Source organism: Gracilibacillus kekensis, assembly GCF_900143085.1.
GTDB classification, from domain to species: domain Bacteria; phylum Bacillota; class Bacilli; order Bacillales; family Amphibacillaceae; genus Gracilibacillus; species Gracilibacillus kekensis.
In genome coordinates, this window is the sequence record NZ_FRCZ01000001.1 from 505877 (window position 1) to 522751 (window position 16875).

A 16875-nucleotide genomic window follows, 5' to 3' on the forward strand; every position below is an offset into this window, starting at 1 on the left:
ATATTACACACCCTTATTAGTGAAGATCGAAATCGCTTTTTTATAATTGTTCCTTAATTCTTCTTTAGCGACAACCGTTAGATCATGATAGAAAATATCTTCATGTTGATTAACATATTTTTTTACTGCATCTGCACCCGCTTTTGCAGCATAACTATAATAATTAATTTTACGGACGCCATGATTAATCGTATTTATATATTCCTCTTCGCTCAATCCAGAACCTCCATGCATCACAACAGGTCTTTGGATATTATCATGTATTTTACTAAGACGATCGTAATCCAAATTAGGTTTGTTTACATAGATGCCATGAACAGTACCAAATGCTGCTGCTAATGCATCAATATTTGTTTTTTCAACAAAATCTTTTGCTATATCAGGATCTGTGTACAATTCATCCTCATTGTCTCCGCCGGTATCCTCCCCACCAATACCAGATGAAGTCATTACCCCTAATTCTGCCTCCACAGACACATTATTCTTGTGCGCATACTCGACTACTTCTTTTACCGTGTTAACATTTTCTTCGTATGTTAAAACAGAAGCATCTATCATCACTGAACTAAATCCAATATCAATTGCTTTTTTGACCATCTCTAAATTCGTCCCATGATCTAAATGCACAGTAACTGGTACACTAGCTTCTTTAGCAAGCCTCACCAATACAGGACCAATCAGTTCGATAGGAATAATTTCATCATGAACCTCTGCATGCGCCAGAATTATTGGAGCTTGTAAATCTTCCGCAGCCTCAATTGCTCCCCTGGCTGATTCAAGGGTTGGGCAATTAAACTGCCCAACAGCATAATTCCCCTCATCCGCCTTTTTTAAATTTTCTTTTAATGTTACTAACATATCGATGTCTCCTTTATATCTTGATTTCTTCATGTTTGGGATAACGTTGATACTCCTGCATGAGACAGTCAAAGTTTAGAATACCTGAATTAGAATCCTCCTCACATAACGAAGTTGCAGCCGTTATTGTTCCTAATTTCATAGCTTCATAGATACTGAATTTTAAATATGCCCCGTATAAAACACCAGCTACATAGGCATCTCCGGCCCCTACTGTTCCTTTAATTTGATCCTTATGAATCTTGACAGAAGGCAGACTATAATAATCTTTCCCGTCAAAGCCAAAGCTTCCTTCTGGGGCATGAATAATAACCCAATCCTTTACCCCAAAGGATTTCAAAGATTTAAGTACATCCTTAATATTAGCAGCCAATAAATCTCCCTTAGAATTACGCAAAGGAATCCCAGCAGTTTTTCCTGCTTCATACTCATTAATCACACAATAATTCGTGTATTTTAAACTGGGGGGAACAATTTTCTGGTATCTTTCTTGATTCTCACTTACAATATCGATCGATGTTTTGACACCATGATCTTGGGCCTTTTTTAGAAGTAGTGCCATCTTTGTTCCGTATTGGTCGTCGGTTTGATCCAATCCATCTAAAAGTAACAAATAGGCTACATGTAAAATTTTCGAATTTAGTTTTGTAAAATCGATCGTATGCTCATTAAACAAAGAGGCATTGCCTTTAAAATGATAAAACGTTCTCGTCTTATCATTTTTATCCTGAATCACATCCGTAAAAGGGGTCGTGTTCTTAAAGTTAATTTTGCTAACATCAATGTTTTTGTGTTGCTTTAGGTGATTATAAATATACTGGCCTTTTTCATCCTCACCTAAAATACACAATGTCTCAATAGGTAAAGTTGCGTCTATCTTGGAGAGTGCAAGTGAACAATTTGCTACTGCTCCTCCTAAAGACCGTTTTATATCAGAGATAGTTGTCAGCTCTGTTTTATCTGGGTATCTTTCTACTACTTTAATTTCATCCACTGCAATCGTTCCTGCAACCGCAATACCCCCACTCACGTGAACCACCTTCTTTTAATTTTTCTTTTTAAATACGTCAGCATATACTGCTACTAAAATAACGACACCTTTCACGATATATTGCCAAAAGGAACTAACCCCCATTAAGTTCAATCCATTACTTAAAACACCAATAATAAGTGCGCCAATCACGGTACCACCAATTTTGCCGCGTCCTCCAGTCATACTTGTTCCCCCAAGTACCACGGCAGCAATAGCATCCAGTTCTGCCATATCACCTGCAGTGGGTTGCCCGGAGAACATACGAGCAGATAATACAACACCCGCAACACCAGCCATAAACCCACTAAAAGTGTAAGCAAACAGTTTCACTTTTTTAATATTTATACCCGAAAATTTTGCAGCTTCACTGTTCCCACCTACCGCATACATATATCTGCCAAGTTTCGTTTTGTTCATGATGATATAGGCAATAATTAAAAAGAATAGTAAATATATCACCTGCATTGGAACAGGACCAATATACCCGGAGCCAATAAAGTTAAAAGAATCATCCATCACTCTTACTGGTTTTCCATCGGTAACAACATACGCTGCACCTCTGGCAATGTTCATCGTAGCTAGAGTAATGATAAACGGCGGAATGATTGTCGTCGCTGATACATAACCGTTAAAACTGCCAAATAACATACCTACGAAAATACCTAATGCCACCGCCAACCAAATCGGAAATCCTGCCACAGCAATCAACATCGTTGTTACTACCCCTGTAACAGCAATAATGGAACCTACGGATAAATCTATACCACCTAAAATAATTACCATTGTCATCGCAATAGCTAGATACATATTTGTTGAGGTTTGTCTAAGCACATTCATAATATTATTCGTAGACAAAAAATCTGGATTCATCAAGGAAATAATGATACATAATACAACTAAACCGATTAAAATCCCCCGATTTTCTCTTAAATATTGAAGGAAAGCATTGGTTAATTTTATAAAAAAGTTATCATATGTTGTATTTGACATATTAGTTCCCCCCTGTCGCATAATACATAATGGTTTCCTGATCCATTGCTTCTTTTTCTAATACTTTTTGTATACTTCCTTTATACATAACGGCTACTCGATCACTCATATTAATAATTTCAGGTAATTCAGAAGAAACCATAATAATAGAGACACCTTCTTCTACTAATTGATTCATGATCGTATAAATTTCGGATTTCGCACCAACATCAACACCTCTTGTCGGTTCATCCAAAATTAATATATTCGGTTTTGTTGCCAGCCATTTGGAAAACAAGACTTTTTGCTGGTTTCCTCCACTTAAGTTGTTGACAATTTGATCTTTGTTCGGTGTTTTAATGGATAGTTCTTTAATGTAATAGTCTGCTTGTTCATCTTCATACCGCTTATTAACTTGGAACATACTCATAAATTGATGCAAAATTTTTATTGTTATATTATAGTCAACAGGCTTTATCAGAAATAATCCTTCTTCCTTTCGATTTTCAGGTACATAAGCAATTCCATGACTAATCGCATCATTTGGAACATTGATATTGACTTTTTTACCGTTCACGAATATCTCGCCTTCATCATATTCATCAATACCAAATATACATTTCATTACCTCTGATCTACCAGCACCCACTAAACCAGAAAAACCTAGTATCTCCCCTTTTTCCAATGAAAAACTAACATCGTTAATGACACCTTTTCTTGTTAAACCTTGCACACTTAAAATAGTTTGACCTGACTTTTTGACGTATGTTCTTTCATACATTTGATTCATATCTCGTCCTACCATCATACTTATTAACTCATTATTGGTAGTTTCATTTGTGTTAACAGTGTCAATATATTCACCATCTCGCATAACTGTAATCCGATCGGTCACTTCAAACAATTCATTCATCCGGTGAGAGATATAAACAATTCCAACATTTTGTTCTTTTAATTGTTTGATCGTTTTAAAAAGAAAATCGACTTCTTTATCGGTTAATGAAGATGTCGGTTCATCCATAACAATTATTTCAGAATTAAAAGAAACGGCTTTGATAATTTCAATCATTTGTTGTTGCGCTACCGTTAAATCACTAACAAGCATTTTTGCATGTAAACCTAAATCAAAATTATCAATAAATGTTTGTGCTTGTTTTATCATACTGTCCATATCAATGAAGCCGCTTTTTTTTAATGGTTCTTTACCAAGAAAGATATTTTCTGCAATTGTTAAGTAAGGAACGAGAACAATTTCCTGATGAATAATGCTGACACCATTTTCCTTCGCATCATTAACATCTTTAATATCTACTTTATTTCCACCAATTGTAATAGAGCCTTCATTCAACTGATAGATTCCACCTAAAACCTTCATCAAGGTAGACTTACCAGCTCCATTCTCTCCTAATAAAGCATGGACTTCCCCTTTTCGTAAAGAAAAGTCAACACCCTTCAATGCATGCACACCAGGGAAGCGTTTCGTTATTTTAGACATTTCAAGTAATTGTTCTGACACGTTTACACCTCTTTTCAACAAAAGGGCTCCACTATGAAAAGTAAAGCCCTTCTATATATTGTTCCTTCATTTATTGCCAACCATCTGTTCCATATTCCTCAACGTTTTCTTCATTAATTAAAAAGGTATCTACTGGAATTCGTTCAGGAACTTCTTCACCATTTAACAATTGGTAAGCAGTCTCCACGGATTGTGTAGCTATTGACATTGGTGATTGAGCACCTGATCCAACAAATTGTTCACCCTTCGCGATTTCAGCCTTAGCATCTGGTGAGCCATCAACGCCATAAATCGCTACATCTGTGACATTATTTGCTTTTGCCGCCGCAAGTGCACCTAAGGCGGACGGATCATTCCCAGCCATAACTGCATCAATGTCAGGGTTAGTTGTGAAAATGTCCTCAGCAATGCCTAATGCTGTTTCTAAATCACCTTGAGCGTCTTGCTGAGCTACAATTTCAAAACCTTTTCCATCAATCGCTTCCATAAACCCTTCGATTCGATCATTAATAGAGTTCATTGTTGGACTGTCTAATACTGCAATCTTTCCACCGTCAGGAAAACGTTCGACTAAGTCTTGACCAGCTACTTTCCCGGCATTTTTATTATCGGAACCGACATATGCAGTAACATATTCAAATGCTTTTACTTCTGTATCATAATTAATAATAGGAATACCTGCTTCATCTAATTGCTCTAATGCTGGTCGAATACCTTCCCAGTCGACTGGATTCAAGAAAATAGCGTCAATATCCTGAGCTATCATGTCTTCAATTTGACTAATTTGCAATGAAACATCCATTGCTGGATTCGTAGTAATTAATTCATCACCATTTGCCTCAATTTCTTCTCGCATCGTTTCCTCTATTACTTGGAAAAAAGGATTATTTTGTGTCATTGACGTATACCCAAACACATAACCTTCAGAGTCTTCACCTTCGGTATCTTCTGACTCGGTTCCACCAGCATCCTCACTTTCCACCTCAGAATCTTCACTGGTTGTACTTTCTTCTTCACCACAAGCAACTAAAAACAATGGAATAAGAACGACGAACAAAATCCCCAAGAATTTTACATAATTACTTTTCATGTTTGACCTCTCCTTGTTTTTTGTTTTATATCAAACCTTTTAGGTCTAATACCAAAATGTATACGCTTACTTTTTATGTGTACGAATAACTATATGTTTTATTCGCACAAAATTAGTTCTACATCTTTTTTTTCTATCGTTTTGATCTCATCATAGAAATTGTATTTATCTATAAACAATCGATCTACATGATCTAAGGTAGTTATTTTATGTAAGAATTGTTGCCCGAATTTACTACTGTCAACTAGAAAATTTATTTCATTTGATTTAGTAATAACTTTCTGTTTGATTTGAACTTCAAAATTATTACTATTACTAAAACCATCTTTAATCGTAAAGCCTGATGCAGATAAAAAAGCTTTGTTAAAATACAGGTTATCTAAAGCAGCTTCTGCTATCGGTCCAACAAGCGATAATGTTGAATCTCTCATGAAACCCCCAATTAAAATTTTTTCGATATTCTTGTCCGTAATATTTGAAACAATATTCATGCCATTTGTTACAACTGTTATATTTTTATCGGTAGGTAAATATTTTATAAAATGTGATGTAGTCGTACCTGCATCAACGAAGATAGAATCTCCCTCTTCTATAGAGCTCGCTGCTATACGCCCAATAGCATCTTTTGCATCGGTGTTACGCAATTCCCTTTGTCCAAAAATGATATCAGTATTTGGTTTATTTTGGACTGAAATATAAATAGCTCCTCCAAAAGTACGTCTGGCCAACCCTAAATTTTCTATTTTTTCTAAATCACGTCTTATGGTCATACCCGCTACATTTAATACATCACTAAGCTGATTTATTTTCACTTCATGTTTTTCTTTTAAAAACTCTACTATTTTTCTTTGTCTATCATTTAATGTGGATGTATCAGCCATTTCTCTATCCTTCCTTCACTAATATGTTTAAAATGAACTTTTTTATGTTTTTATTAAACAAAATATACATGAATTTTTGTTAAATGTAAACACTTAATCGTTAATTTTTCACATTTTTATTCCCGCTTATTACGACTATCCTCTCACAATTCCCTTCGCGGGATATGTACATGGCTTGACGGGATAACTACTCCTCTTCACGGGATATGTGCACTTATCCCGTGAAGAGGAGTAGTTATCCCGTCAACAAACAGACTTATCCCGTGAACAAAAAATGTGATCTCAATTACTGGGAGTTTTAAACTTCCCCTACGTTTAGCCAAAATTATCGGCAAGTTAGAATACAATAGGAGAGAATTAAACTAGAAAGTTAATTCTCTCCTATTGAATGAAGTTCTCTCATGCTTGTTATATTGACTTCACAGATACCGATACCCATTAAAGAGCAGCTTTTTTTACATAAAATAAACCAAAATTAGCTAGACAGACATACCAGAAACTTATCTGAGTTTTCAAGTAATGAATTAAATAGTTGCTCATTCAAAAACTCATTAAAGAAAGTGTATCCATTATTATAGAAAAAAGCCCCATTGAATATAAGATCAATTCAATGGGGCTCTACATTTTTTTAATATTACAATTTTTCTAACACTCACAGTTATAATGTTTTAATTCGAATTCTTCCTTCTGTTCACAATAAAATAAATGACTATCCCTAAGACTAATAATGCTAGTCCTACAAGCAACCAATTAAACATAGAGGTTGCTGTATCAGGTAAAGATTCCTCACTTGTGGTTTCTCCTTGATCACTTTCGCTTTCATTAACCTGGTTAGTATTACCTTGATCTTGATTATCCGAACCACTGTTATTATCTTCATCTGCATTGTCATCAGAATTTTCACCATCGTTCGAACGTTCTTCTTCAGCAAATACGCCGTAAGTAGAAAAGCTATTTGTCGTAAATGATATTACCCCTTGATCAGCCTTGCTATCACGTATTTCCCACTCGTCTGAATCTTCACCTTGGTAATGCACATCGACTTCTTTTTCCTTAAATTTTTCTTGATCATACTCAAGTGTTAAAGTAAAGGATTCACTATAGTTGCCAGAAGGATATTCAAAAATGTATTCATAAACATCTCCTGCTATAATGTAGCCTTCATTACTAACATCATCTTGATCAACTTTATACACTGTTAAGGTCGTACCTTTTGGTAAATCTTCAGGCATATGAATCGTCGCATTAGAGTTATTTATATTAAATAATTCTCCTGCAATCACTTCAATAGCCTCACCTAACGTAATCGTTGTCTGGTATACCTTTACATTTATCACTTTTGTATGACTTTGATACTTTATTTGAATTTCCGTTTCGCCCGTTCCTACGGATAGAACCTCACCTTTATCGGTAACCGTAACAATCTCTTCGTTCTTGGAATGGTATTCTGCCTCTTCAGTAACATCTACAGTATTACCATCTTCATATTCAGCTGTAACCTCTAATGTCATTTCCTTTCCTTTCTTTAAAAGTAAGTCCTCTGGCGTAATATGAATGTTTGTGACTTCTTCAGACTCATCTGATAATGTTGACTTCGCAATTTCAAATTTATCAAAATGCGGGGCATATTGCACAACATCATTAAATTGATAAGAATTATCGTTATACAGTGTAATCGTATTTTTGCCAGCCTTTAAAGTTACATCAACAACATGGTTTTTAACTGTGTCCCAAGATAGCGTATTTCTGAAATATACAGTTTGTGGTGATTGCTCGTTAACGACGATTTGTGCGTATCTTTCCACTAAGTCCGTATTGTATGGATGCAAATAACCATCCGGGTGATCCTCATTATAAATTACTGGGGCAGGCTCATCATTAATATAATCAATAGATAGCTTATATGCACCTGCTTCCTCGACTTCCACATCAAAGGAAAGACCATTATTTTTATTTTCTCCGATATTAGATACTACTTGTTCACCAGAAGTATTCTTATTCTCTATTATTTTTGCTTCACCAAAAACGTCTCCATCCTCAGCTTCTACTATCGTAGAGTTAGAAGATGTTTCTTCTGGAAGATGTGTTACTTTTAGATAATCAAGTGAAACCTCCTCTTGGCTTGCTAGTATAATAGAATTAGCACCCGCGGTCAGATATATTTTTGAGCCGGAAACAGAAGTAATATCTTCAGATGTTTCAATATCCTGTTTTGCGATCTCGTTCCATTCTGTACTAAGTTTAGCTTCAGCTGTAGCATTTTCTGGATAGTTAACAATTCGTTTTTGAACACTAATCGATTGTTTGGAATCTGAAGCATAACCTAACTCAAGATCATAGTAGCCATTATCCTCTACTACAACCGTGTATTGGTTTTCACCACTTCCGGTAATATACCCTGCACTACTATAGTTATCTTTTTCAGACTTTAAAGTAAATCCATCACTGTAGCTTGCTTCTTCTGCTTCAAAAAGATATGTTTTGGTTAAATCCTGATCTTTCTCTCCGACATAAGTCAGATCAAATTTATCTAATGAAGCTTCCATGCCACTTTCATAACTGAATTGCAAACTATGTGTCCCTTCCTCTAAATCTAGGTATACGGTTTCACTTGAGAAAACATCGCTGTCTACCGTAGAATCATAGGTTAATGTTTTGTATTCTTCTCCGTTTAATGTAAGTAATTGTCTTGCTAATTCACCTTGCGCTCTATTTTTGCCATCCGTAAGTGGTGCTCCATTTCCATAAAATACTTCTAATTTATACTTCCCGTCTTGTGGTACTGTTACGTCAAGCTTCACATTCTTTTCAGAAGAGTTTAACCCTTGAACATATGCTTGATTGGAAACTGCTCCCCAGCCTTGATTAGCTACACTTGCTCCATTTAATTGAGCGTCTTCAGCCTCATACTTCTTAGTCCAAATTCTGTTATAGTCTTGAAAATCTGTAGTTGTATCATTAGTAGCTGGTGTCACAATCGCGTGATAGCCGTCTAATTCGTTAGCATCACGAATAGTAATATTTAGGTTTCCATCTTGAAGGGGTACATTCCCTTCAAATTCCACCCGTGGTTTTTCGTGAGTACCTAAGAAACCTGTATACTTTGTGCGATAAAGTTTTACATGAACTGACTGGGCGTCATGAAAGGCAGAGGTGTCTGTAAGGTTTTCCATCGAGGCGGTTAAAACACCATCTTCTCCACCAAAAATGGTATATGCTTTACCTTTTCCCTCATCTATAGATGTTAATCCATACATACCATCGACCTCTGCATTATATGTCTCTACATCAACGGTCTGTCCCGTCATGTCACCATACCACTTGTATAACCACCAAGCACCATTCGGTCTATTTGCATCTGCAGCTAATTCATTTAATGTATTAGCAAAATGCCAATACGCAAGTCCGGCGTTTACTTTACTGTTTTCAATCCTTGATAGCCATTGAATCATACTACCTGCTGCACCTGGATCTTCTGGGTTCGAATATTCATTAATTACTACTGGACGACTAAAACCATATTCTTCTTCAAGGCTTCTGTAATGGTCAAAATGTGCATCCCAATTACTTAATGAGCTTTCTCCAGATAGTTCGTGCCATGTAAACTGATCTGGTAACACATTATTTTCTACAGCAAATTCTACAAAATCCTCATAAAAATTGCTGTCGTAATGGGACAGGTTTGGCCCTGCAATTTTGGCATCTGAATCTTCTTCTTTCACAACATTGTACATTCTTTCCCAAGCGTTTAAAAAGCCATCTTCTCCTAAATTTCCAGAGAACCAAATACCATTAGGCTCATTAAAAATGACATATACGATCTTATCACTATTTCTATTATCTTTTACGGTTCTAACCGTTTCTCTTATCAACTCTTCATAATGATCTAATCCTTCATATTCATATGGCCATTGCAAATACATATCGGGAACAGCTAATTGTATCCATTCTGTTCCAGCTTCAAAATACGTATCCGCAACCCTTAAGCCATCTCCTGTTGGATGTTGCAATCCATTAGGAGGCTTTTGTTCTACCACCTGAGGTTTAAGAGGTTCCAGCAAATCTATTGTCGGAACATTCGGTTCACTTACACCATACAGAAAACCACTAGCTCCATGCATGATCTCTCCATTCGTTTTATTCATATCAAAGTTTGCAATCGCACCCAAATCAGGATTATATAACGATAGTGTATAGGTTAAAGTTTTTAAATTATTAGTAGATGTCACCCTAATTTCATAAGTAAATAAATTTATTTTTTCTATTTCCACATTAGCATTCGGATTAGAGGTTTCGACTGAAATATCTGTAGAATCTACTTGAGAATTATCGGATATTTCGTAGCGAATGTTCTTTTGATCATCAACCTCAACTACATCGTCACCAACAGTAATACTATTAATCGTAGCATCATTTTCTGGACCAACAAGTGCAAGAACCTGATCGGAAGTTAACGCTTGATTGTATATTTGTAAATCATCAAAGTATCCAGTCACATCATCATCTGATGTATAAATTGACCTGCCAAAATCATTAAACTGTAACGCATCTAAAAACTCTCGATCAAAAAATTGCTGAACTGCTTCTTCTAGATTTGCGTCATCATCACTTGCGTTACCGTCCATTCCGCTCATTCCAATAGATTGTCCATCTATATAAGCACGATAACTTCCATCACTCTTGAGAGAAATTGCGACATGCTGCCAACTATTTCTATCCGGTTGGTCTTCCCATGAAACAGCTGCGCGATAATCTGCTGCACCTTCAGTATCTGTACCAATGTTAATAATTTGGTTATAGTTAGCTCCTCCAGCTACAAAGGCAAATTCAGGATCAGACCATGAACCAGATACCCCTTGGTAATGTTGGTGCTTTTCAGTAATGGTTGAGCCTACTAATCTAGAATAACCACTAGCCTCTTCCTCAATATTTACCCAAACAGAAATGGTTAATTCATCTGTTACTTCTTCATATATATCACCAGGAAGTTCTAACCAACCATTACCAGGCAAATGCAAAACATTGCCTTTCTCCTCACTTTCTAGTACGGTAGCTTCTTCTTTTAATTCTGCTTGATCAGTAGTTTCCTCACTGTTCACTTTGTTTAAAATAGTACTTCCATCTACTTCATCAGGCTCAAACCCCCAATGATATAATGGCGCTGGTAAATCCTCTTGATTCGTAGTAGTTTCAGCGAATACAGTAATCGTAATAGTAGATACGAACAACAACAGAGCTAAAAAAAACAATACTTTTTTACGAAAGGTTAACATCCAGTAATACACTCCTTTTATAATAGATAGCTTCCTACTGTGACTTCATCAAATGAAACTCTCCTACCACCCCCTTAATGTTATTAAGCGCTTACATTTAATGCAGTACCTCTTACTTTAGAGGTACTATTTTGGCACTTCCTTATCTAATCTTCTTCGTACTTTCGCGGACAATTAATTTTGACGGTGTAACCACTTTAACAGGGATTCTTCTTCCATCGAATCGGTCTAATAACAGCTTTACAGCATGTTTTCCCATTTCTTCTGTATAAATTTTGATCGTCGACAAAGCAGGCTTGGTATACTCAGCCATTGAAATATCATTAAAACTTACAATGCTAATATCATCAGGCACATGTAAACCTTGCTCATCCAATGCACGAATAGCACCGATAGCCATTGCATCACTAGCAACAAAAAATGCGCTCGGCATTTCTTTATTTTTTATAGCATGTTGGATACAATCATAACCATCCTTAATTAAAAATTCGTCAGCTAGATAGATATAATTATTATTTAATAATTGATGGCTATTCATTTTTGCTTCAAAAGCTTCCTTTCGAGGATTCGCCATTTCCGGTCCACTTCTACCCCTATGTTCTCTTCCACCTATATAACCGATACGAGTGTGACCGAGCTCAAGTAAATGATCTAAAGCTTTGTTGGTTGCTTTTTCATAATCTATAATAATATTGTCTACCTGATCATTTTCTACGAGATTATTAACATATACGATGTTATCACCGAGAGTTTCATCTAACATTTTCTCTTCTTCAGGATTTGGAATACCTACTACAATAACTCCATCCAAATCATTAATTTCTTTAGAAGATTGATCCCCTAGATGAATAATTCGCTTAACAAGTACATTTTTATTTCTACATTCATTTTCAATACCTTTTCTAATCGATAGAAAATAGACATCTTCCCACTCGTATTCTTGAGAACAATACATAATAATACCAATTTCTTTTGTTTTCGCACCCTCCTCAATTTGAGGTCGCCTCTTTTTTAAAGGTACATAGCCAAATTCGTCACATATGTCTAAAATCTTTTTCTTTGTCTCCACGGAAACACTTAAATGCTTGTCATTATTTAGTACTCTAGATACGGTAGCAGTGGAAACATCAGCATGTTTAGCTATATCTTTTATTGTTGTCATATTAATTCTCCTGCCTATTAAGTAAAATTTTATGTAAATTAATACTTTTTTAGTAAATACATCATTTTAAAAGTAGATTATCATATTTTTCCAATATATGCAATGATTTCTTTGCCGATTTGTACTTTCCTAAGCTAGATAAAACTTCTTTCTTATCCGGTAATTCCCTTCACGGGATATCGTCTACTCTTGACGGGATAACTACTCCTCTTCACGGGATATGATCACTTATCCCGTGAAGAGGCAGAGTTATCCCGTCAACAGACAGACTTATCCTGTTAACAGAAGAAGTTATCCCGTGAAGAAAAATCAAATCGACTCAACACAAAAAGCCCTGAAGAGATTTCTCTCAACAGGGCTTCCTGATCACTACAATTATGCAGTTAAATTCAACTACGCCAACTCATTCCTAAGATTTTTGACTTCTTCTACAGAGGTTCCTGCTATATTTGCTATTTGTTCAAGTGCTAGCCCTTGCTCCAACATTCGTACGATCAATGCGTTTCGTTCTTGCGTACGTCCTTCTTCTCTTCCTTCTTCTCTGCCTATTTTTCTGCCTATTTCTCTTCCTATTTCTCTACCTTCTTTTATGCCTTCTTTTAAGCCCTTTTCCTTACCCTCTTGTAGTGCTTCTTTTTCTCTCAATTCTGCCTCTACCTTGGCTGCTTCTTCATCCATTACAAATTTCAAGCGTGCTTCATATGCTAATAACTCTTCACGAGTAGCACTTAAAACATCCCATCCTTGGATTGCATTTTTTAGTGTGTCATCTTTCATAGCGATCTCCTCCAATTCATGAAAAATTTCTTCGTAAACCTTTCCTTTACGATGATCTACTATTCCTAACAACAACATCCATCTGGCCAACAAATCATTCCACGGGTCTAATCTTTGCATTTTCCAATCATATATAAGTTTAGGCATTTCTAAAAAGTGAAATTCCATTACATCTGTCAATCGAAAAAAATCTTTGTCCTCATACAAATGATAGGAAGTGTGAAACTTTGTGGTTTGAGGAAATAAATTGAAATTCATTATATTAATTGCAATCACTGGATGTAACTGTTTATATCCCATTTTCTTCTTTAACGGCATTCTATATACACCAGACCAGTAATATATAGAGCGTTTAATCATGTCATATTTATTGGTGAATTGAATCTCAATATTAATTTGCTCTTCATTATTGGTAACTGCAAGTATATCTAGCCTGGATTGCTTGTCATCACGATATTCTCCAGCATTCTCGTTGTTATGGAATGAAATGTTTTTTATACTTTCATGCCCAGTTCTTTGTAAAACTGCATTGAGAAAAACCACTGTTATAGCCTTGTTCTTTTCCGTTCCGAATAACTGCTTAAAAGCATAATCAATTTTAAGATCCATTAATCGATCCAACGACACACGCTTCAATAATTTTGCTTTCATTTCCATTGCACCAAGCCCTTTCTTTAATTTTTAAAAGGTCTAAGATGACGTGTTTAAGAAAATGAAAGATATTTCCGTCGTGTGTCACTGTTGTTCGTTTTACTCTATTATATCACCTTTTCTTAAACGTCCAAATATAATGATAATTCAATTATATCCTACATTATTTATTTTATCAAGAACATACGTTCGTTTATTGTACAAAAAAAAGAAATCACTAATCCTTATATGCGGAATTGAAAATATAAGGATTAGTGAATTTTCTTACAGTAACTGTTACTCTTCACGAGAATTCCCATGAAGGACTCCAAAACTACTTCGGCGCAAGTTCTGCGGCTGATTGCAGTGCAGCAACCATACTTCGATTATCCGCGATATTTTTACCGGCAATATCAAAAGCGGTGCCATGATCGACAGAAGTTCGAATAATTCCATGATTCAGACCCACAGTGATATTTACCCCTTCTTCTAAACCTAATACTTTAATCGGGACATGGCCTTGATCATGATAACAGGCAACCACGATATCAAAGTCACCGCGTACCGCTCGAAAGAATACGGTATCTGCCGGATGCGGACCACTGACATTAATACCTTGCGCTTGCGCTTCACGGATAGCTGGCACTAGCTTTTCTTCTTCTTCACCTTCACCAAATAAGCCATTTTCCCCTGCATGTGGATTAATACCACAGACTGCGATGCTTGGCTCTTTATAACCAGCACGTTTTAGGGCTTTATCTGCTAATTCAATTACAGTATGTGTCCGCTCAGGATTAATCAGATCAATAGCTTTCTTCAAACCGACATGTGTCGTTAAATGGATGACCTTTAACTTCGGTGAGCTCAGCATCATTGAATAATCGGCTGTCTCGGTTAGAGTTGCTAATATTTCCGTATGACCAGAGAAATCGTGTCCGCCTTTTACTAATGCTTCTTTGTTCAATGGTGCGGTACAGATCGCTTGTATTTTTCGCGCTTTAGCTAAAGTAATTGCTTTCTCTATAAATTGATAAGCAGCGTCCCCTGCAACTGCTGATACTTCACCGAATACAATATCTTCAGGTAATAGATCTAAATTGATACAGTCGATGATTCCATGCTGACTCTTTGCTTCTTCTGTATCCTCAATTGTATGGATCACCACTTTTGAATCTGAAATCGTTGCCGCACGCTTTAAAATTTTTGCATCCCCGATGACGATCGGTCGACAAATTTCGTAAATCTCGGGTTCTTCCAGCGCTTTTATGATAACCTCTGGTCCAATCCCAGCAGCATCCCCCATTGTAATTCCAATCGCAGGTATCATCGATTCACATCCTTATCGTTTTTAATTCCTTGATGTAACAACTTGAATGCATTTGTCATTACTTCCTTCGTTCCAAAACTACCGGCCTTTGTTATCGTAATCATCTCACCGGCCTTACCTATTTTACCGATTGGAACTCCTAATTCTAATTGGCCGACCAATTGGTATTCGTTGATTTGTAGCTTTGCAAACACTTGTTGCGCAGTATCTCCTCCTGTTAAAAAAATATTCCGAAGGTCTGACGTTTTTATAATTGACACTGCAATTTCACCTAAAGCATTTGAGATCAGATCACTTATTTCAATAAAAGGTATTCCTTTTTCCCTACCGATTGCTTTGGTTACTTCAATATTGGCGGAGGAGTATAACGCAACACTCTTCCCCTTGTTAATTGCTGAATGAATCGCCTTAATGTCCATGCTATCACCACCAGCAATTACTTTTGTAACATCGAGCTCCACACCAACCACTTCAGGTTGTGATAAAAGGTGCGCAAGCTGCTTTCTTCCGACTTTGCTAACACTTCCCACCACAAATAACACAGGGCTAGGCTTCGAAATTATTTGCTTTTGTACCCTTTGTTTCACAAACCCTAATGCTTGAGGCAAATAATTAATCAAACCTGCCGATCCACAAAATATAGTGGAATACCCTAAATGTACTACATTCATTAATAACTTCAGGTCATCTTCCGAAACAGCATCAACGGTTATGTAGGTAATATCTTGTTGTTTCCATTCTGACAATAGGTGTAAAAGGTGCGCCTCTCCCTTACGCAAATCCCTATAACTTAAATGCTTTACACGTCTACCTGACGATTGTTTCATTATTTCAAATATATCCGAATCATACACTGGCGTTTTCGGATCGTTGGCAACTTCTGTTTCACTTAATTTTGTACCTTGAAGATAATGAATACCTTCTTTTACTGTACGTCCGTTTTCAGGGTATGCCGGGGTAACAAATATAAAATCTGGTTGGAAGATATCAGCTACAGCATTCACTTCTGAGCCAATATTCCCTCTCATGGTAGAGTCGATTTTTTTATAAACGATATCATATGACCTATCTTTAATGCGCTTACAAATTTCATGGACTCTAGCATACGCCTTGTCACTTGTTATCGCTCTGCTGTTGGAATTAAAAATGATCGCATCTTTATTCGTATCTATATTAGACCTTTGAACCTCTACTGCTACATCCAAACCATAATCGACTAACTGAACTCCTGTATCACATGCACCTGTTAAATCATCAGCAATAATCGCTATTTTCATTGTCTAACCTGCCTCAGTATCTAGTAATTTTCTAGAGATTTTAATTCATAAAATGGGATGAATGATATAAATATCATTGTAG

Annotated in this window: 11 protein-coding genes; all 11 read right to left on the reverse strand. The window is 36.2% G+C overall.

What is annotated here, in order from left to right; genetic code table 11:
* Positions 1 to 3: 3 nt before the first annotated feature.
* The 11 genes from BUC25_RS02375 to BUC25_RS02425 all read right to left on the reverse strand — a co-directional run bounded on the left by BUC25_RS02375 (position 4) and on the right by BUC25_RS02425 (position 16793).
* A complete protein-coding gene (locus BUC25_RS02375; protein WP_073200450.1) occupies positions 4 to 858 on the reverse strand; it encodes a class II fructose-bisphosphate aldolase in 855 nt (284 codons plus the stop codon).
* A 13-nt stretch (positions 859 to 871) separates the two neighbouring features.
* Positions 872 to 1888, reverse strand: a complete 1017-nt coding sequence (locus BUC25_RS02380) for a carbohydrate kinase family protein (protein ID WP_073199295.1) — start codon at positions 1886 to 1888, stop codon at positions 872 to 874.
* 15 nt (positions 1889 to 1903) lie between these two features.
* The gene (locus BUC25_RS02385) at positions 1904 to 2881 is read right to left on the reverse strand and encodes an ABC transporter permease (RefSeq protein WP_084543327.1); all 978 of its coding nucleotides are present in this window, start codon (positions 2879 to 2881) and stop codon (positions 1904 to 1906) included.
* Position 2882: 1 nt separating this feature from the next.
* Entirely contained in the window at positions 2883 to 4376 is a 1494-nt protein-coding gene (locus BUC25_RS02390; protein WP_073199297.1) for a sugar ABC transporter ATP-binding protein, read from the reverse strand.
* Positions 4377 to 4446: 70 nt separating this feature from the next.
* Positions 4447 to 5466: a sugar ABC transporter substrate-binding protein gene (locus BUC25_RS02395; RefSeq protein ID WP_073199299.1), complete on the reverse strand. Its 1020-nt coding sequence runs from the start codon at positions 5464 to 5466 to the stop codon at positions 4447 to 4449.
* Positions 5467 to 5564: 98 nt separating this feature from the next.
* Positions 5565 to 6347 (reverse strand): DeoR/GlpR family DNA-binding transcription regulator, encoded by a 783-nt coding sequence (locus BUC25_RS02400; RefSeq protein WP_073199300.1) that lies wholly within the window; start codon positions 6345 to 6347, stop codon positions 5565 to 5567.
* A gap of 668 nt (positions 6348 to 7015) precedes the next feature.
* On the reverse strand, positions 7016 to 11620 hold the full coding sequence (locus BUC25_RS02405) for a LamG-like jellyroll fold domain-containing protein (RefSeq protein ID WP_073199302.1): 4605 nt from the start codon (positions 11618 to 11620) through the stop codon (positions 7016 to 7018).
* A gap of 142 nt (positions 11621 to 11762) precedes the next feature.
* Positions 11763 to 12782, reverse strand: a complete 1020-nt coding sequence (locus BUC25_RS02410) for a LacI family DNA-binding transcriptional regulator (protein ID WP_073199305.1) — start codon at positions 12780 to 12782, stop codon at positions 11763 to 11765.
* A gap of 393 nt (positions 12783 to 13175) precedes the next feature.
* On the reverse strand, positions 13176 to 14210 hold the full coding sequence (locus BUC25_RS02415) for an Rpn family recombination-promoting nuclease/putative transposase (RefSeq protein ID WP_073200454.1): 1035 nt from the start codon (positions 14208 to 14210) through the stop codon (positions 13176 to 13178).
* 313 nt (positions 14211 to 14523) lie between these two features.
* Positions 14524 to 15516, reverse strand: coding sequence for a 4-hydroxythreonine-4-phosphate dehydrogenase PdxA (gene pdxA / locus BUC25_RS02420; protein ID WP_073199307.1), 993 nt, complete (start codon positions 15514 to 15516; stop codon positions 14524 to 14526).
* A complete protein-coding gene (locus tag BUC25_RS02425; protein WP_073199308.1) occupies positions 15513 to 16793 on the reverse strand; it encodes a four-carbon acid sugar kinase family protein in 1281 nt (426 codons plus the stop codon). The genes pdxA and BUC25_RS02425 overlap by 4 nt, the downstream gene beginning before the upstream one ends.
* Between the last annotated feature and the right edge of the window lie 82 nt (positions 16794 to 16875).